Genomic DNA, 20,466 nt, shown 5'->3' on the forward strand with positions numbered 1-20,466 from the left:
GCATAGCTAATATTTATTTAAAAAATGATGATAATAAAATCAGTGACTTATGTAATTTACAATCGCTTGTAAATTAAAATTGGCTGTTCATTGTTCGAATTTAGCGTTAAAATTCACACATTCCTTTCTTATTTTATATTTCTCCTATGAGCACTTTGTCTACTGTATTGTGGTCGAACATTCGTACTGTCCAAGATTTTCCAAAACCAGGCATCTGTTTCTATGACCTTACGCCGTTATTCATGAATAACATTGGACAGTTGACAGATGCTTTAATCGAAAGCATTCCTGCTGAGCAGTTAGCGGAAGTGGAGAGCTTTGTTGCTGTTGAAGCGCGCGGTTTTGTGCTGGCGAGCCTGCTGGCGCAGCGCACTGGAAAAGGCCTGATTTTGGTTCGCAAAGCGGGTAAACTGCCGCCGCCAGTGGTCGGTGTAGGCTACAGTTTGGAATACGGCTTAGACCGTTTGGAAATGTCTGCAGATATCAAAGGCCAAAAAGTTATTGTGGTTGATGATGTGCTTGCGACAGGCGGGACTTTGCGCGCAGTGAAGCAGCTGGTTGAGAAATGCCATCATCAAGTGCTTGGCGCGAGTATTTTCCTGGATTTACCCGATTTGCATCAAGATTTAGGCATGAAGATCTGGTCTGTTTTAGATGAAAAATCTAAACCGGAATCAAACGCAGCCTAAAACTGCTGCCTGAATAAAAAGCCCTGCCTGAAGCAGGGCTTTTTATTTGCTCAAGAATGACTGTTCAATTTGCTGAATCAGCATGTTGATATTCTCAGGATTTTCCAAACGGTGGTGTCCGCCTTCAATTGCCTGAATTTGCATGTAGTCTTCCAGCTGTTCCTGAACATTATGCATATCCAGCATTTCATCCCCAAGTTCTAAATAGGCCAGCTGCGGAATGTCATTGTCTAAATCATCATTGCAAATGGCGGGATAGTCTTCTCTGAAGTTGGGAGTCAGGCTGGGGTTGGCAATGACGCAGGGAATGCGGTGCGCTGCAGACATTTTAAGCGCCCAATAGCCGCCTAAGCTATGGCCTACAATAATTTCCGGCTTAATTTTCTCAATGATTTCATGATAAAAGTCGGCAACTGTCTGAAAATTCAGGTTGCGGTAATCGACATCAATGCAAAATTTCTGCTTTGCATCAATTGCATGGAATTTTGTAGATTCACGCGATGAATCTAAGCCATGCAGAAAGAGTATTTTTGATACACATGCATTCATTTTTTTTGTTCACACTGGCTTTATCTATGAATAATGAAGGTTGAAAATAAGTTACTTTTCAACAAAACTTGCTTAATATTGTAGTGCGGGAGAGCAAATAAATAATTTAGATTTTGGTCTAATCTACTAAGGGCTTAGAGCTGGCTTAAGGCGCATTTGGCGGCGGCGGCAATTCAAGAATAAAGTTTTATTTTTTATATTATAAATTCAATCAAGCGCTCTTGAATTTTGAACAGCACGCAAAATGGATGCTGGCTTTGCAGGCAATAAAAATCGATCTGCTGCAAGGCAATGCTAAAGAATTTGGGGATGAATGAATTTGCAGAAATCTGGCTGCAATCCAAGCGCAGAATTGCAATTGAAATGATTGGATTGCCTTCGAATTTTGATGTATTTCTGCTATGCTATGCGACTTCCAATTTTATTTAATCTATTCGAGGCAGAGATGACGCAAAATAACGCTCAATCGACTTCTGAACAACACATTTCCGAAAACGATTTAATTGCACAGCGTCATGCCAAATTAAAGCAAATTCAGGACCGCGCAAAGGAAACTGGCGTTAGCCCTTGGCCGAATACATTCAAGCGTGAGCATTATGCTCAGGACTTGCAGGATCAATTCGCTGAAAAATCAAAAGAAGAAATTGAAGCCGGCGAGCCAGTTCATGTTTCAGTAGCCGGCCGTGTGATGCTGAACCGCGGTTCATTCATTGTGATCCAAGACATGACCGGCCGCATTCAGCTGTATGTGCCGCGCAAAGAACTTGCGCCTGACGTTTTAGAAACTGTAAAAAGTTTAGACCTTGGCGATATTATCGCGGTTCAAGGCTATATCGGCCGTTCAGGTAAAGGCGATCTGTATGTTCATATTGAGCATTTTGAATTGCTGACTAAATCACTTCGCCCGCTTCCAGACAAATTCCACGGTTTGACGGATACCGAAGTAAAATACCGTAAGCGTTATTTAGACTTAATTGTGAACGAAGAAACACGTAAAACTTTTGAAATCCGCGCAAAAGTTGTGTCTGGTATCCGCAACTATTTAACTAATGAACGTTTCATGGAAGTTGAAACGCCAATGATGCATGTGATTCCGGGCGGCGCATCTGCGCGTCCATTTGAAACACATCACAATGCTTTGGATATGCCATTATTCTTGCGTATTGCACCTGAACTGTATTTAAAGCGTTTGGTTGTGGGCGGTTTTGAGCGTGTCTTCGAAATTAACCGTAACTTCCGTAATGAAGGTGTTTCGACCCGTCATAACCCGGAATTCACCATGATTGAATTCTACCAAGCGTATGCAGACTACAAAGACTTGATGGCTTTGACTGAAAGCATGCTTGAGAAGCTGGCAATCGACATCCTAGGTTCTACAGATGTGCCGTATGGCGAAGAAGTGTATAGCTTTAAAGGACCATACAAGAAAATTTCTATGTTTGATGCGATTCTTGAACATAACCCAACATTTACGCCAGAAAATGTGGCTGACCGCGAATTCCTTGCAAAATTCATCAAAGAAGAATTGAAAGAGCAAGTAAAGCCAGGTTTTGGTTTGGGTAAATTGCAAACAATCGTATTTGAAGAAACGGTTGAAACCCAGCTTCGTCAGCCGACATTTATTACGGAGTATCCTGCGGAAACTTCGCCATTGGCGCGCCGTAATGATGACAATCCGCACATTACGGACCGTTTTGAATTCTTTATTGGCGGCCGTGAGCTGGCCAATGGCTTCTCGGAATTAAATGATCCAATCGATCAAGCAGAGCGTTTCCAAGCGCAAGTTGCAGAGAAAGATGCAGGCGATGATGAAGCGATGCATTATGATGCTGACTTTATTGAAGCGCTGGAATACGGTTTGCCGCCTACAGCAGGCGAAGGCATTGGTATTGACCGTTTGGTGATGCTGTTTGTGAATGCGCCGAGTATCCGTGATGTGATTTTGTTCCCGCACATGCGCCATAAAAATGTATAAATATTAAGTCCTAAAAAACCCGCCAAGTGCGGGTTTTTTTGTTTTTAGTGGTGGGATTTTAGGTTTAATTTAACCATTTGTTAAAAAATAAAGAAATAAATTATTTTTAAGTTATTGTATTTTTGGTGTTATTTTGTATTTATTGTGTAATTAAATAAATTAAAATGCAATGTTTAGGTTAAAAATCATGAAAATAGTACACAATTATATTGAATGATCGTGATCTTATATAACGCATGAAGAGAAAAGTCTTATCCGCATTGGCTCTTGCTATGGCTGTTCAGTCTACTTGGGCGCAAGGCATTGTTCTGAATGATGAAGCGCTCCGTTCAGATTTAAACTGGCTGAATCAGCAGGGTGTGATTCAAATCAGCACCTCAACATGGCCAATGAGCGGTGATGAAATTGCGCGTGCTTTATCTCAAGCGCAAGTGGATACTGCGGCACAGCAGAAAGTGATGCAGGCCGTGCAAAATAAGCTGAATGCTGACAATGCAATGATCAAGGCTGAGCTGTTCGCCGAGTCTGATCAAAAAAACATTCCGCAGAATTTTGGCGATCATCAAAAGGCTCAATATCAAGGCGCATTAGAGTTTAATGCAGGTGCTGAAAACTGGGATGTTAAATTGCGCGCCAATGCAGAAAAAGATCCGCAAATAGACAATGATCAGGATGTAAATTTAGAAGGCTCTTATTTAGCTGGAAAATTATGGAACCAATGGCTGATTGCTGGACAAATACCAAGCTATTGGGGACCGGGTCATGACGGCAGCTTAATCCGCGGAGATGCCAGCCGACCAGTGTATGGTGTGACTTTACAGCGTGCAGACCAGAATGCATTTGAAACGAAGTGGCTATCTTGGGTTGGGCCTTGGCAGTACCAAGCATTTGCTGGGCGCTTAGATGATTATAAAGCTGTGCCTGATGCGAACTTGATTGGTTTGCGTATTACGGCTCAACCATTGCCATATTTGGAATTAGGCGCTTCGCGTACTTTCCAAATAGATGGCGAGGGGCAGCCAGGCAGCGCTAAAGCCTATTGGAATGCATTTATTGGCAAAGATAATGAATGTAGCGATCAAGGCTGCCGCGGAGAGAAAAATGCTTCAAACCAAATTGCGGGCTTTGATGGCCGTTTGAATTTACAGCCCTTGCTGCAAGTGCCGGCAAGCGTATATGGCCAATATGCAGGTGAAGATGAGGCGGGCGGTTTGCCGTCCAAAAAAATGTATTTAGCGGGTGTGGATTATTCATCAGCTGTGAAGGCAATGCCATATCAGCTGTACGCCGAGTGGGCGGACACCCGCACCAATGGCGAAGCGCGCGGTATTTCTTATAATCATCATATTTATACTGATGGATATTATCAGCACGGCTATCCGCTCGGCCATGCCATGGGCGGTGACGGTCAAATGGTGTCTGTCGGCGGTAATATCCGTATCGATCCAATGAACCGTGTCAATGGCCGTGTGCTGTTTGCCAAAATGTCAGGCGTCGACAGCCGGCCGGATGTGCGGAAAATTAATGCGGCTTTTCCGGCAGCAGATGAAATCAAAGCCTTGGATTTAACCTGGACGCATTATCTGCGTCCGGATTTGCCATTGAAGCTGAATGGCTGGGTAAGTGATTCGGATCGGCAAGGCAATGATGCCGGCGCTTCAATTGGGATCGAACTGCCTTTAGATAAGAGGCTGTTCAGCTACTAATTTACATGCGGCGATGATGCAAAACAATAATCCCAGCTTAAGCTGGGATTATTATTGGGGTGATTTTCATCTATTTATAGACAATCAGGTATTGGATATCGCAACAGTAAGCGGGAGCGCTGAATTTAAGGCAAAAAAATACGCAATGATTGGGGTTTTCATTGCGTATAACAACGAATCTGCTTTCACAGATCCGGCAAAGGAGAAATGTATGACTTCAAGTTTTCTTAAAACTTGGGATCATTTTAAGATGAACGATGAGTCATTTCATTAGCATTCAGGTTAATATGTGTTAATCAATGTGAGTAAATGGTAATTTTTGTGACTTATATCTCTGTGTTTCGTAATCATTGCTTAAGCATATCTAAATAAAAAAGCCTTTCATAAAGAAAGGCTTTTTTATTTACAAACCGTGAATGCGGGTGAGCAGCGATTTAGAAGTGGAACACACCTAAACCGGATTTCACTTCATCTAAAGTTTGCTGTGTGATGTCGCGGCATTTGTCTGTACCTGCTTTTAGGATATCCATGATGTAATCCGGATCTTTGGCAAGTTCCATGCGGCGTTCACGAATCGGCGTAATCAATTCTTTCAGCACGCCTTCAAGGCGTTTTTTCACCGTTCCGTCACCCAATCCGCCGCGGCGGTAGTGCGCTTTCAGTTCTTCAACTTCTTCTTTATTGGTGTCAAAGGCATCTAAATAGGTAAAGACCACATTGCCTTCAACTTGGCCTGGATCTTCAATGCGCAAGTGATTTGGATCGGTATACATCGCATTTACCGCTTTTTTGATGTCCTTGTCAGATGCATCCAGCACAATGGTGTTGCCTAATGACTTAGACATTTTTGCTTTGCCGTCAAAGCCGGGCAGGCGGCCTACGTTGGATAAAAGCGCTTTGCATTCAGGCAGAATATCACGGCCAATTTGGCGGTTCAGGCGGCGCACGATTTCGTTGGTCTGTTCAATCATTGGAATCTGATCTTCACCGACAGGCACGACAGTCGCTTTAAATGCAGTAATATCGGCTGCTTGCGCCACCGGATAGCATAAAAAACCTGCTGGAATGTCGCGCTCAAAGCCGCGCATTTGAATTTCAGATTTAATCGTTGGGTTGCGTTCCAGGCGTGACACGGTCACAAAGTTCAAATACAGCATGGTCAATTCGTTTAACGCCGGCAAACAAGATTGAACGCAAATTGTTGTTTTTTCAGGATCAATGCCAACGGCCAAATAGTCCGTTGCGACTTCAATAATATTGCGGCGGACTTTTTCAAAGTTATCCGCATTATCTGTCAGCGCTTGAGCATCAGCCAGCAGAAGGTGCTGATGGTGAGAATCCTGTAAACCTACGCGTGAACGTAAAGAACCGACAAAGTGACCAAGGTGAAGTTGTCCAGTTGGACGGTCGCCAGTCAAAATCACTGGACGATTATCTAGATTGCTCATTATTTATTCCATAATAGCAGCCAGCGCTGCTTAGGTTTCTCAAAGAATGGCAACATTGTACGGCATTATTTTTTAATATGTCAGTCACAATAAATCGCAGATGAAAAATATCCATGATTTAATCAAGTAAATACAATATAAAAGTTTAAAACACATTAGAATTGCAGAAAAATGACCAGGAAAAATAACAATGGCCAGCAGCCTTTTATTGCTTTTAGATGATATTGCGACAGTGCTGGATGATGTTGCTGTAATGAGTAAAATGGCCGCCAAAAAAACGGCGGGCGTTTTAGGGGATGATTTGGCTTTGAATGCGCAGCAGGTCAGCGGCGTGCGTTCTGAGCGAGAGCTGCCTGTTGTTTGGGCGGTAGCAAAAGGCTCATTTGTCAATAAATTGATTTTAGTGCCAGCCGCATTGCTGATCAGCGTGGTCGCGCCGTGGCTGATTACTCCATTATTGATGATTGGCGGCTTATTTCTGTGCTATGAAGGTGTAGAAAAAGTGCTGCACAGCCTGCAGCATAAAAAAGCCCAGACCGAAGATGTCGCCAGTCAGGAAATGCAGCAAATTGAAACCGATCTGGTGAAATTTGAAAAAGAAAAAGTCAAAGGCGCTATACGGACGGATTTTATTTTATCTGCTGAAATTGTGGTGATTTCATTGGGGACTGTGGCGACGGCGGCATTTACCAGCAAAGTGATGGTCTTGTCGGTGATTGCAATTGTGATGACGGTAGGTGTCTATGGCTTTGTGGCCATGATTGTGAAAATTGATGATTTGGGGCTATATTTAACACAGCAAGCCTCTGAATCTAAAAAGGCCATTGGCCGCGGTTTGCTTGCATTTGCACCTAAGTTGATGAAGCTGCTGACCATTGTCGGCACCATTGCTATGTTTTTAGTGGGCGGCGGCATCATTACGCATGGTGTTCCGCAGCTGCATCATTTGATTGAAGGTTCTGTAGATTATGCAGAGCATATCCCTACGGTTGGAAGCATTGTCGGCGCTTTAACGCCGACCTTGATTAACTTGGTCACTGGCTTTGCAGCCGGTTTGATTGTCCTGCTGATTGTTGCCTTAATTCAGAAAATTTGGCCAAAATCCAATAAAGCCTCATCTGATGAAACACATTGACAGCAGCGGAATTTAAAAATAAGGAAGATCACTATGCGCTGGAAAGGCCGAAGGGTAAGCAGCAATGTTGAAGACCGCCGCGGCGGCGGCGGAGCCAAAGCCGGCGGCATCAGTATTTTGGGCTTAGTGGTTGCATTTGTCGCGTGGAAATTTTTTGGCGCAGACCCGCAGCAGGCATATCAAGCGACGAAACAGGCCACCCAGCAGGCATCTTCAGCGGAAGTGAAAGGACTGGATAATCCGACGCCGGAACAGCAGGAAGCCATGGATTTTGTCGGAACGGTTTTGGCGGACACGGAAGATACCTGGTCTGAAATTTTTAAAACGCAGCTGAATGCGCAATACGCAGCGCCTAAACTGGTGATGTTCAATGGCGCAGTCAACTCGGGCTGCGGCACAGCGCAGTCGGCAATGGGCCCGTTTTATTGCCCAACGGATCAGAAAGTCTATATTGATACCGCATTCTTTAAGGATATGCGAACACAGATGGGCATTGGCGGCGAAAAGAATCAGACTGAACTGCAGCGTCAGGATCAGGCCGGCGATTTTGCTCAGGCCTATGTGGTGGCTCATGAAGTTGGGCATCATGTGCAGAATTTGCTGGGCATTTCATCTCAGGTGCAGAAAGCGCAGGCGCAAGTGTCTAAGGTTCAGGCCAATCAGCTGTCTGTGCGCTTAGAACTGCAAGCAGACTGTTTTGCCGGCATCTGGGCCAATAAAAATCAGGAGCGCACGCAGTTCCTAGAGCCGGGTGATGTCGAAGAAGCGATTGATGCTGCGCATAAAATTGGCGATGACTATTTGCAGAAAAGCGCAACGGGGCAAGTTGTGCCAGACAGTTTTACCCACGGCAGCAGCCAGCAGCGCATGCAATGGTTTGAGACGGGCCTTAAATCTGGAAAAATTGACAGCTGCGATACTTTTCAGGCTTCAAGCTGATTTTTGAAAATGAACGGATCAAAAGAGGATAAAAATATCCTCTTTTTTTTGCAGCCTTGGCAAAGGACTGCGTTAAATTATTTATGAATGAATTTATTTAAATTGCGCAATATGCGGATGCTGACATACAGGGCGGCCAAGGCAAATAATCCTATGCCAAAAACCACATATTTCAGATTGGAAATATCAGCAGCATAAAACTGCCGAATCTGCGAGTCCGGGTAGTGGAGCGACTGTCGCTTCTGGGTTCGGCTGTCAGTGTAATTTACCTTTTGAATATAATAAAAATTTCCCGCATGAATCAAATCGGCATCATGAATTTGACGGGTTTGCTGCTGGTTATAGTCATCAATGCAGATTTCAGGATAGTGCGCGCAGCTGGTTTTGGCGATATAGCCATTTTGCGCAATCGCAATATATACAGCCTGATCCGGTTTTTGATTATTGGACAGCAGCACCAGCTGTTCTTTGGCTGTGGATTGCACATGTATTTTTTTCGCTTGCGCAAAATTTTGTTCTGCCCGAAAAATTTCATTGCTTTTCGCCAGGCAGGTTAAAATTAAGGCTGCTGTCACCATAAAAATAACGGCGGCAAAGCAAATGCGGAAAATAAGCTTAATGGTATGATGCATAAGAAAAGCACAGACAGTATAAAGTTAGAGCGGATGCATAAAAATTCTGCATGAAGCGCTATGTTATCGCAATGCATGCATTTGTGAAATAAACTTAATTGATACATGCCGAGGCTTATACTTTCAGTATAATATTTCAAATATAAATGACATTTGCGAAATCATTTATTTTTTGAATAATTGCGTGAATTCCCCGCTATAGCGCGCAGCACAGAATTGGATACAGAATGGGAAACTTTTTTTTCTTACAGGTCTTCACAGTCATTTTTGCACTCTCCATTGCAACGACGATTTTTAATAAGCGGATTTTAGACTTTCCGCAAGCCATCGGCGTGCCGCTGGTCTCTGCGATTTTCGTGTTTATTTTACAGTGGGGCGCCAGCCTGCTGAATGGCAATCAATTTATTACCATCAATATCCACAATATTGAAGAAGCTGTCCGACATATTGATTTTTATGACTTTTTGATTAATGGTGTCATTTGTTTCATTCTGACTTCGTCTGCGCTGAAGTTTAAAGTTTCTGATTTACGCAGCTATTGGAAACCTATCAGTATTTTAGCCAGTATTGCTTTAGTGCTTTGCGCAACGTTTTTTGGCTTGGCGTTGTACGGCTATCAGTTCTTGGTGGGCCAGCCTGTAGAGTTGCTGGTGCTGCTGCTGCTGGGTGCGGCTTTAGGCGCAACTGACCCGATTGGCATTAAAGGCGTGCTGAGTTCGGTACGCGCGCCGCATCATTTGATCGTGAAACTGGAAGGCGAATCCCTGTTTAATGACGCCATGTGTATTGCCTTGTTCATGACGCTGATGAATGTGCTGCAAGGCGCGCATGTCACCGTTTTCGGCGTGCTGAAAACGCTGCTGTATGAAATTGTCGTGGCTGTCATCATTGGCTGGGGATTTGGGCAAGCGATTCTGCGCCTGCTGCGCGGCAAGCATGAAATGGAATCACTGATTTTAACCACCGCTTTATTGGCCTGCGGTTCGTATTTAGTGGCGCTGTTTGCACATGCGTCTGCGCCGATTGCCTGCGTCATTGGCGGCCTGATTGTTGGCAACCGCTGGAAGGAAATTTTAGAAGCGCGTGAAATCCGCGAAATAAATCATTTTTGGCACACGGTAGAAGGTATTATCAATTCGTTCTTATTTACCTTGATTGGCTTAGAACTGTTCATTCTCGATCTCAGCGTCAGCCTGATTTTAGGCGGCATTGTGGCGTTCTTTATCCTGCATGCTTCACGTTTTGCGGCCAACTACCTGTCATTCGCATTTTTCCCCAGTTTCCGCCATAAAAGCTATAACGGTAGTTTAGCCATTTTGTCCTGGGGCGGGGTGCGCGGCGGTATTTCGCTGGCGCTGATTTTAGCGGTGGCCAACGTGCCTGAATTGAGTGCATACAGCAGTATTTTAATTGGCTATACTTTTATTTCGGTGTTGCTGTCAGGCATTGTCTGCGGCTTAGGCCTGCCAGCGGTGATGAATGCGTTTTATCACAACCCGAATGAAGAAACACAAGGCTTTAAAGGCTGGTATCAGCGCATGTGCCATAAAATGAACCGCAAAGGCTTTCAGTATATTGTCGGGGAAGATGCGTTTGGCAATGAAAATATTACTGTATATAAGCCGGAAAGTTTAATTGATGAAAAAGCGGATGATGGTGTAGCGGCCGTGCATAATCCTGAACGGGTGCAGGAAGTGAAAAGGCTGGAACACCCTGATAACTTCTAAAAAGGCAAATGGCGGATTCGCAAGCATCCTGCATGGTGCACAGGCAGAATTCCTGAAGAGGGATTCCGCTTTTTTATCTTCAATTGGTGCTGCAGATAGGGCAGGCTCATGCAGCAGGTGCGGAAGGAGTCAAAAAACCCGTATGTTTACAAAAAATAGCGTGAAGTGAATCGCAAAAACAAGTGTTTGTTATTTATTGTGAATTTGAAAAATAAAATATGAAGATGCAAGTAAAAAAATGACCGCTTTCAAGCAATGCTAGCAATACAAAAAAAGTGTGATATAAAACACACAATTAAAAAATGTTGCTAATGATTTGTATTTAAATAAATTATTAAATAAAACAAATTGTTAAAAAAAATAGAACTTCATAAGACCTTATTAAAAGAAATAGAGAGTTTAGCTATGACGCAAATTTCTGTGATCGCGAAGGAAAGCCACACGCTGCTGAATCAGGTTGATTCCAATACTGTGAGCCTATCTGAAAATTCAGTTGTTGTTGTTAAAATCCCCAAAGAAGATGTTGCCTCGATTACCCGCAGCGGCGACAGCATAATGATTAATTTAAAAAATGGTCAAGTCATTGTTGTTGAAAATTATTTCAACATGGCAAATCCAGACAACAGCTTGGTTTTTGAGGGTGAAGACGGAAGTTTGTATTGGGCAAAATTTACCGATGGAACAGGCGCAATTGGGGATGTCATTCAATATCAGCCATTAAGTGAAATTGAGCCGCTGCTGTATAAAGATTCCTTAACGGGCGTGATTTTGCCTTGGGCGCTGGGCGCAGGCGGTGCCGGCCTGATTGGCGCGGCAGCCAGCGGCGGCGGCGGTTCATCCGATGACTCGGGCAATGCTCAGCCAGCGGCGGCGCCTAAAAAACTCGCCGCTTTTGAAGTTGCGGATAATGCTGCGCCAAAGATCGGCAAGCTCGCATCAGGTGATGTATCCAATGACAAAACCCCTGTGGTATCCGGCAGCGGTGCAGAGCCAGGTGCAGCAATTAAGGTCTATGATGCTGGACAAGTGATTGCTTCGGCGACAGCGAAAGCAGACGGCACATGGAGTGTTGAAGTTCCAAAAGAACTGCTGGACGGCGCGCATTCAATTACGGTCACGCAAACAGTGAACGGCGCAGAAGGGCCAAAATCGGATGTTTTGGATTTCACTGTAGATACGAAAGTTCCAGCGGTCAGTATTGATGATCTGGGTGAAATCAATAACAGTAAACCGGTGATTTCAGGGCAAACCAGTGAACCGGAGTCTGAAATCGACGTTGTCATCAAAGATCAAAGCGGCAATGTGATTGACAGCGGCAAAGGTGCTGTAGACGCTAACGGCAGCTGGACGTATACGCCAAAGAATCCGTTGCCTGAAGGCGAATATGACGTAGAAGTAAAAGCGAAAGATCCTGCCGGCAATGAATCGGCAGCATCGGGCAGCGGCTTAACGGTAGATACCACGAAACCGGCTGTTTCAATTGATCCGCTTGAACTCACCAATGATGATACTCCTGTCATTCAAGGCGCTGCTGAAAAAGGCGCAGCAGTCACAGTGGAAATCAAAGATGCTGGCGGCAATACCGTGGAATCCGGCAATGCAGCAGTGGATGGAAATGGCAATTGGACGTATACGCCCAAAGCGCCGCTTGCAGATGGTGCTTATACCGTGGCGGCCACTGCTGCTGACCCGGCGGGAAATACAGATACAGCATTAGGCAGCGGCTTAACGGTAGATACTGTGAAACCTGCCGTTTCGATTGAGCCGCTTAAACCAACCAATGATAATACTCCTGCCATTCAAGGCGCTGCTGAAAAAGGCGCGGCGGTCAAAGTGGAAATCAAAGATGCTGGCGGCAATACCGTGGAATCCGGCAATGCAGCAGTGGATGGAAACGGCAACTGGACATATACGCCCAAAGCATCGCTTGCAGATGGCGCTTATACTGTGGCGGCCACTGCCACTGATGCGGCGGGAAATAGCGCTTTTGCAGCAGATCCAAACCTAAAAGTTGATACTGTGCCTCCAACGGTAGATATCAATGATTTATTTGCTGCAGCGGCATCCCGCATGCTGATGAGCGCTGCAAGCGCAACTGCATCAACTGTGCCGCAGACCAATCAAATCAAGCCGACTTTCTCTGGTTCATCAACCAAGAGTATTGAAGTCATGATCTATTTGCAGGATGGAACTGGCAAAACGGTGGATTCAGGCTTGGCAAAATTAAATACAGCAACTGGCAAGTGGACGTATACGCCATCGCATGATTTGGCAGAAGGCTATTACATGCTTCAAGCCATTTCAAAAGATGTGGCAGGCAACCAAAGTGAGCCGGCAGCCAAAGCATTTATTGTGGATATTCAATCGCCAATTATTGAAATTCAAGATGTTGGCTTAAGCAATGATGCGACCCCAGATGTGAAAGGCAAGGTCAATGAGCCGGCGTCTGCAGTGACAGTGAAAGTGGTGAATGCGGCTGGAACTGTCATTGAAACAGGAAAAGCGGCAGTTGCATCAGACGGCACATGGAAATATACCCTCAGCGCAAATCTGGCCGATGGCGCTTATCAGATCACAGCCAATGCAAAAGATAAGGCAGGCAATGTTACAGCAGATGTCAGTGCATCAGCGCAAATTGATACTGCAGTGCCCACGTCAGTATTGACGGTTAGCCCAAATGGCGACGTGATAATTTCATTCAGTGAAACTGTTAAAGGCTTCAATCAATCAGGTATCACGGTACAAGGCGGCACATTAACTCATTTGGTTCAGCAGGCAGACGGCAGCTGGACAGGCCGCGTGACGGCGGACGGCAAGACCGGCGCATCAGGCAGTGTAACTGTAAAAATTGCAGATGGCAGCTATACTGACCTTGCCGGCAATGCAGGCAAAGGTGCTGTTTCTGCAAGTGTGGATGTGCCAAGTCTTGACACAACAGCGCCATCTGCATCTATTTCAGTAGCTACAGATGGCGCGGTGACGGTAGTTTTCAGTGAACCGGTCAAAGGTTTTGAACCTTCAGATCTTAAAGTTGCGGGCGGGAACCTGCTGGATTTAACCGAGCAGCCAGACGGCAGCTGGATAGGCCATGTTGCCGCAAATGGTGCTACAGGCGCTTCAGCTCAAGTCGGAATATCTATTTCAGCTGGGGCATATGCAGATTTGGCCGGCAATTTAGGGCAAGCTGCATCAGTTTCTGCAGTTGTGCCTAGCCTGGATACGACAGCCCCTGCGCCAACTTTAGCTTTAGATGCAAATGGTCATTTAACCATCACCTTCAATGAGCCGGTGAAAGGCTTTGATGCCACTGCTGTCAAAGTGGATGGCGGTACCGTCAGTGGCCTGAGCCAGCAGCTGGACGGCAGCTGGACAGGTAAAGTGGCAGCCTATGGAAATACAGGCCTGCCTGGCAGTGTTGTCGTTTCTATTGCGGACGGCAGCTATGCGGATCTCGCAGGCAATGCCGGCAAAGGCGGATTTATTTATGCAACGGTTCCAAGTGTAGATGCCACCGCGCCAGCAGCAAGCATCAGCATTGCGACTAATGGTGAAGTGATAATTAGCTTCAGCGAGGAGGTGAAAGGCTTTGACGCATCGGATGTCAAAGTTGCGGGCGGCACACTGGCTGATTTGGTGCAGCAGGCAGACGGCTCTTGGAAAGGCCATGCGGTGGCAAACGGCTCGACTGGCGCATTAGGCAAAGTCGAACTCAGCATTGATGCAAGTTCATATCAAGACTTGGCAGGCAATCCAGGCCAAGCCGCGTCTCAATTTCAGAATATTCCTAGTGCAGACAGCACCGCGCCGGCGGCAAGCATCAGCATTGCGCCAAATGGCGAAATCACCATCAGCTTCAGCGAGCCGGTAACAGGCTTTGACGCATCGGATGTGCAAGTGGCAGGCGGCACATTAAGCGGCCTGACGCAGCAGGCGGACGGCATATGGAAAGGCCAAGTCATTGCAGACGGCAGCACAGGCGCTGCAGCGCAAGTAAATGTCAGTATTCCTGCAGGCTCATATGCGGATAATGCAGGCAACTTAGGTCAATCAGCATCTCAGTCACAAACAGTACCAAGCGCAGATACGGCAGCGCCATCCGCATCAATTGCAGTCGATGCCAGTGGCAATGTGACAGTAACATTCAGTGAGCCCGTCAAAGATTTTGAGCCATCCAATTTGAAAATCGCAGGCGGCACATTGCTTGATTTAGTACAGCAGCTAGACGGCTCTTGGAAAGGCCATGCTGTGTCAAATGATCCAACAGGCACACCTGGAAAAGTTGAACTCAATATTGCTGCAGGTGCATATACAGATCATGCGGGCAATCCAGGTCAAGCCGCTGCACAGTCACAAACTGTGCCAAGCATTGATGTCACAGCGCCGTCATCATCTATTCAATTAAGCGCGGATGGCGATATTGTCATTTCATTCAATGAACCGGTGAAAGGCTTTGATGCATCGGATGTGAAAGTGGCGGGCGGCACATTGATCAGCTTAACAGAACAGGCTGATGGAACTTGGACAGGCAAAGTCGCTGCCAATGGCACTACTGGCGCAGCGGGAAGCATTGCCGTTGAAGTTGCAGCCAACAGCTATACTGACCTTGCAGGCAATGCTGGCAAAGGCTCAACAGCAGTTCAAGTGGTTCCGAGCATTGACAGCACAGCGCCCGTTTCGGCCATGACGCTGGATGCAGACGGCAGCCTCCGCATCAGCTTCAGCGAGGCGGTAAAAGGCTTTGACGCATCAGATGTGCAAGTTTCGGGCGGCACCGTTAGCGGCTTAAGCCAGCGGGCGGACGGCAGCTGGACAGGCCATGTAACGGCAAACGGCAGCACGGGCGCTTCGGCTCCAGTGACGGTCACGGTTGCCGACGGCAGCTACAGCGACCTTGCCGGCAATGCAGGCAAAGGCAGCAGCGCGAATAATGTCAGCGTGCCGAGCATTGATAGCACTGCGCCGGCAGCAAGCATCATCATTGCGCCAAATGGCGACGTGATGATTAGCTTCAGTGAGCCGGTAACAGGCTTTAATGCATCGGATGTGAAAGTTGCAGGCGGCACATTAAGCGGCCTGACGCAGCAGCCGGACGGCACGTGGACAGGCCAGGTGATTGCAGACGGCAGCACAGGCGCCGCCGCGCAAGTGGATGTCACGATTCCGGCAGGATCATATACTGACCATGCGGGCAATGCAGGCCAGGCGGCGTCCCAATCGCAAACTGTGCCAAGTGTTGACAGCACTGCGCCTGTTTCGGCCATGACGCTGGATGCGGACGGCAGCTTCCGCATCAGCTTCAGCGAAGCGGTAACAGGCTTTGACGCATCAGATGTGCAAGTGTCAGGCGGCACCGTCAGCGGCTTAAGCCAGCAGGCGGACGGCAGCTGGACAGGCCAGGTGATTGCAGACGGCAGCACGGGTGCTTCGGCGCCAGTAACCGTCACAGTTGCCGACGGCAGCTACAGCGACCTCGCCGGCAATGCGGGCAAAGGCAGCAGTGCGAATAATATCAGCGTGCCAAGCATCGACAGCACCGCGCCGGCAGTAACGATTGGTTTAGATGAGAATGGCTTGGTTAAATTCACTTTCAGTGAAAAAGTATTCAACTTTGATGCAGCAGACGTTAACGTTACAGGCGGCACTTTAACTGATTTTGTGAAAGTATCAGATACGCTGTGGACCGCAAAAGTTCAGCCCGCGGTTTCAGGTGTGACCAACTTTGTAAAACTTGCCATTGATGCCGGTTCCTATCAGGATCAAGCTGGCAATCAAGGTCTGAAAGGAGATGCCAGCGGCGATATTATTCCGCCGACAGTTGGGATTGATGACTTTGATTTCTTTGCAGCATCATTTGCCGCGCCAGTTGCAATGTTCGCTGCACGCACAATGCTGGCTGCTGCGCCATTGCCGCCAGCAACGAATAATCCATCACAAACGTTCTCTGGCACATCCACGAAAAGTGTTGAAGTCAGAATCCATATTTATGATTCTTCAAATCAGCTGATTGATTCGGGTTTAGCGAAACTGGATACAGCAACCGGGCGCTGGACATTTACGCCATCTAAACCTTTGGCAGATGGCTTGTTTACGCTTGAAGCGATTTCTACCGATGCGAGCGGCCTCGTCAGCGCTCCGTCGTATAAAGATTTCATTATTGATACGGTGAAGCCGGAGATTGAAATTGATCAAGCTGGCACAGCTGCAGATGCGGCTCCAAGCTTCAGCGGAAAAACAGAAGCGGGTTCAACGGTCACTGTGACAGTGAAAGACAAGGCTGGCAATGTTGTTGAAACAGGCGCAGGCATTGTAGATGCTCAAGGCAGCTGGATATACAGCGCGAAGGCGCTTGCAGATGGTGACTATACTGTAGAAGCGGCAGCCAAAGACCGCGCAGGCAATGTGAGTGATAAAGCCTCGACACCGCTGACAGTGGATACTCAAGCTCAGCTTGACGGTTTGACAGTCACAGTAAATGCAGACGGTACGGCAACGCTGAGCGGCAAGGCAGAACCGGGCGCGACAGTGACCGTGAAAGACCCGAACGGCAAAGACATTCCAGTCACGGTCAATCCAGACGGCACATTCACGGCATCAGTTCCTGCGCCGGCAGCTGAAGGCATCTACACGGCCACAGCAACAGATCAGACAGGCAACCGCGGTACAGCAGTGGAAGAGCTGAAAGATGCAGTTGCGCCGAAAATTGACGGATTCAATGTTGAGTCACATCCAGACGGCACGGCAACGCTGAGCGGCAAGACAGAACCGGGTGCGGCAGTGACCGTGAAAGATCCGAACGGCAAAGACATTCCAGTCACGGTCAATCCGGACGGCACATTCACGGCATCAGTTCCAGCGCTGGCGGCTGAAGGCGCCTACACAGCCACAGCAACAGATCAGGCAGGCAATAAAGGCCATGCAAGTGATGATTTAACCGATACCACTGTGCCGGGATTGCTGACAGCAGAAGTGAATCAGAATGATGGCGCAACAGTATTTGGTCAGGCGCAGCCGGGAGCATTGATTACTGTTTACAGTACTGATGGAAAAACGGTATTGGGCAAAGGCACGGTTGATGCTTCTGGCCGGTACACAGTCAGCCTGAATCCTGCACAAGTGGATGGTGAAAGCGTTAAAGTGACTGCAAAAGATCCTGGAGGCGAGTCATTGCCGAAAATGGCATCTGCGCCTGATCTCTATGCGCCAGATGCGCCTGCAGCTCAAGTGACGGCGGATGGCAAAGCCGTAACAGGATCTACAGAGCCCAATGCGGAAATTACGGTTTATGGCGGCAGCAAAGGCACGACTGTGCTGGCTGTTGGTAAGGCCGATGCCAATGGCAGTTATACCGTTGCATTGAATCCTGCTTTGGTGGATGGCGAAGCTGTTAAAGTCACGGCAAAAGACCCAGGCGGCGAATCTCTGGCTGCTCCTGCTATTGCCCCTGATTTGTATGCGCCAGCAGCGCCTGAAGCCGCCTTGGATGCTCAAGGGCAAAATGTTACAGGCCATTCAGAGGCTTTTGCTGAAATCACCGTCTATGCTGCAGACGGCAAAACGATTTTGGCGCAGGATAAAGCGGATTCAGCAGGACACTTCAGTATTCAGCTTCCTTCAGCGCTAACAGATGCGCAGCAGATTTTGGTGACTGCGCGGGATAAGGGCGGCGAATCTGATCCGAAAGCGTTGACTGCACAAAGCATTGCAATGGATGCTGCAGATAATTTAGTTACTGCAAATGTGAACTTTATCTACCCCGTTGAAGAAACCCGCACATCGAAGCTTTTCAATGTATTTGATGCGGTCAATATCGGCACGAAAACACATGCCGGCTATTTCAATGTAGGCGATCAGGAAATTGGAGAAGCAACGATCAGTGTAAAAACAGGCTCATTGGTGAATCTGTTTGATAAAGCGGAAATGCGTTTGTTCCAAATGGATGCAGATGGCAGCTGGAAGCTGATTGCATCGAATAAAGATTCTGGATTGCTGGATATTTTTGGACTATTTGGAGAAGGCGCTGCAGTGCGCGCCAATAATCTTCAGCCGGGCAATTATAAGTTTGAATTTGTTGGCGGATCGGCGATTGGCCTATTCACCTCAGTCAGCGCAAATCTGTCGCTGAAAGTATTTGATACTTCGGTCAATCCGGCGGTGAGCGGGACTGCTGAGGCAACTGGAAACGTCATCAGCGATACTGATTCGGTATATGGAAAAGACAGCGTTCCTGCGGGTTCGGTCATCAGCAGTGTAAACGGCAAAGCGGTAAATGGCGCCACGGTGATTGACGGCGCTTACGGCAGCTTAACCATCCAGAAGGACGGGTCTTACAGCTATGCGCCAAAAGCAGATGTGGCGGTAATCGGTAAAGCGGACGTGTTCAGCTATACCGTCAGAGATCCTGCCAGCGGAAAAGAAAGTACGGCAGAGCTGATCATTCATATTGGCACACAGAGTGATCTGGCGCTGAACTGGAATGACAGCCATCCAAAAGAGGATGCTTCTACGGTCGCAGCGACAGACAACAAGGACTTCATTGGCGTTGATGCATCAAATACAGTCACGGCCGGAAAAGCCGGCTCTATCAGCTATAGCTGGGCCATAGGCGCGGGCGGAACGAAGTCCGGCTCAACCAAACTGACGGTTGCTGACGGCACCATTGAAGATGTGAAAATCAGCTTTGGTTCGGTTCAGCTCGCATCCTTCTTGGGCGGAACAGTGGTCAATATCTATGACAAAGCGCATAAATTGATTGCAACAACTGGCGCCTCAACGCTGATCGATATTATTACCTTGCTGCCAAATGGAAACAGTTTGAATTTGAACGGATTAAAAGCCGGTGAATATATTGTTGAGGCCATTACAAACAAGGGCTTCAGCATCTTTGGCAGTGTTAACGCGACCATCAGCCGCAGCGTGATTGATCTGGATGACTTTACGGTGAAATCTGCCGCGGTGCAAAGCAAGGGCAATATCTTCAGTGACAATGACGGCCACGGCACAGATACGCTGGCCTCTAAATACACAGATCTGTATATCTCGAAAGATGGCGGTTTGACCTACACCGCGGTGAAGAGCACGGGAACTGAGATTGAAGGGCAATACGGCAAACTGAACCTGAAAGCGGATGGCAGCTATACGTATACGGCCACCGATGCAAAAGCGCTTTCGGGCCATTCAGAAGAATTTACCTACAAGCTGGCTGCGCCAAATGGTGATGCGTCTACTGCTACATTGAGCATCCAAGCCAGTGTGAATTTTACTGCAAGTACAGGCAATGATGTGATCACCAGTACAGCTGGCAATGATGTATTTAATGCCAAAACGGGCGCAGATACCATCATTTTCAAAGTGCTGAACAGCTCAGATGCTGCTGGCGGCAATGGCCATGATACATGGGCGGACTTCAGCAAAGCGCAAGGCGATAAGATTGACGTCAGTCAGCTGCTGCAAGGGCAGGGTGCCGATAAGAGCAATATTGGCCAGTTTATTTCTGTTGCTGGCGATGGGAAAGGCAATACCGTCATCAGCATTGACCGTGACGGCCTGTCTGCTAAAGCGCATGATAAGGTGGAACTGCTGACACTGAAAAACACCGACATTGGCCTGCAGGAGTTGCTGGATAACAATCATCTGGTGTTCTAATTTTACCGCGATGGTGCAACAATA

At 47.2% G+C, this 20,466-nt stretch carries 11 protein-coding genes; 8 read left to right on the forward strand and 3 right to left on the reverse strand.

What is annotated here, in order from left to right; all coding sequences use genetic code 11:
• Positions 1-146 precede the first annotated feature (146 nt).
• Complete coding sequence (locus F941_RS04185; RefSeq protein ID WP_005008210.1) at positions 147-689, forward strand: adenine phosphoribosyltransferase; 543 nt, start codon at positions 147-149, stop codon at positions 687-689.
• 42 nt (positions 690-731) lie between these two features.
• Here F941_RS04185 and F941_RS04190 read toward each other — a convergent pair whose 3' ends face one another.
• On the reverse strand, positions 732-1,238 hold the full coding sequence (locus F941_RS04190; RefSeq protein WP_005008212.1) for a YqiA/YcfP family alpha/beta fold hydrolase: 507 nt from the start codon (positions 1,236-1,238) through the stop codon (positions 732-734).
• A 445-nt stretch (positions 1,239-1,683) separates the two neighbouring features.
• Between F941_RS04190 and lysS the strand changes: the two genes are divergently transcribed.
• The 3 genes from lysS to F941_RS04205 all read left to right on the forward strand — a co-directional run bounded on the left by lysS (position 1,684) and on the right by F941_RS04205 (position 5,193).
• Complete coding sequence (gene lysS / locus F941_RS04195) at positions 1,684-3,213, forward strand: lysine--tRNA ligase (protein WP_005008214.1); 1,530 nt, start codon at positions 1,684-1,686, stop codon at positions 3,211-3,213.
• Between the two features lie 236 nt (positions 3,214-3,449).
• Positions 3,450-4,919 carry a capsule assembly Wzi family protein gene (locus F941_RS04200; protein WP_005008217.1) on the forward strand — a complete coding sequence of 490 codons (1,470 nt, stop codon included), beginning with the start codon at positions 3,450-3,452 and terminating at the stop codon, positions 4,917-4,919.
• 16 nt (positions 4,920-4,935) lie between these two features.
• On the forward strand, positions 4,936-5,193 hold the full coding sequence (locus tag F941_RS04205) for a hypothetical protein (RefSeq protein WP_005008219.1): 258 nt from the start codon (positions 4,936-4,938) through the stop codon (positions 5,191-5,193).
• Between the two features lie 160 nt (positions 5,194-5,353).
• Here the strand turns inward: F941_RS04205 and trpS are convergent, their stop codons facing one another.
• Complete coding sequence (trpS, locus tag F941_RS04210; protein WP_005008222.1) at positions 5,354-6,367, reverse strand: tryptophan--tRNA ligase; 1,014 nt, start codon at positions 6,365-6,367, stop codon at positions 5,354-5,356.
• 190 nt (positions 6,368-6,557) lie between these two features.
• Between trpS and F941_RS04215 the strand changes: the two genes are divergently transcribed.
• Both F941_RS04215 and ypfJ read left to right on the forward strand, forming a co-directional pair.
• A complete protein-coding gene (locus F941_RS04215; RefSeq protein ID WP_005008224.1) occupies positions 6,558-7,502 on the forward strand; it encodes a DUF808 domain-containing protein in 945 nt (314 codons plus the stop codon).
• Positions 7,503-7,535: 33 nt separating this feature from the next.
• A complete protein-coding gene (gene ypfJ, locus F941_RS04220; protein ID WP_005008226.1) occupies positions 7,536-8,441 on the forward strand; it encodes a KPN_02809 family neutral zinc metallopeptidase in 906 nt (301 codons plus the stop codon).
• A gap of 77 nt (positions 8,442-8,518) precedes the next feature.
• Here the strand turns inward: ypfJ and F941_RS04225 are convergent, their stop codons facing one another.
• Positions 8,519-9,073 carry a hypothetical protein gene (locus F941_RS04225; RefSeq protein ID WP_005008228.1) on the reverse strand — a complete coding sequence of 185 codons (555 nt, stop codon included), beginning with the start codon at positions 9,071-9,073 and terminating at the stop codon, positions 8,519-8,521.
• 227 nt (positions 9,074-9,300) lie between these two features.
• Between F941_RS04225 and F941_RS04230 the strand changes: the two genes are divergently transcribed.
• Both F941_RS04230 and F941_RS04235 read left to right on the forward strand, forming a co-directional pair.
• Positions 9,301-10,800: a cation:proton antiporter gene (locus F941_RS04230; RefSeq protein ID WP_005008231.1), complete on the forward strand. Its 1,500-nt coding sequence runs from the start codon at positions 9,301-9,303 to the stop codon at positions 10,798-10,800.
• Positions 10,801-11,205: 405 nt separating this feature from the next.
• Entirely contained in the window at positions 11,206-20,442 is a 9,237-nt protein-coding gene (locus tag F941_RS04235) for a BapA/Bap/LapF family large adhesin (RefSeq protein WP_005008233.1), read from the forward strand.
• Positions 20,443-20,466: the final 24 nt, after the last annotated feature.

Origin of the sequence: Acinetobacter bouvetii DSM 14964 = CIP 107468 (genome assembly GCF_000368865.1) — a bacterium.
Classification (GTDB): domain Bacteria; phylum Pseudomonadota; class Gammaproteobacteria; order Pseudomonadales; family Moraxellaceae; genus Acinetobacter; species Acinetobacter bouvetii.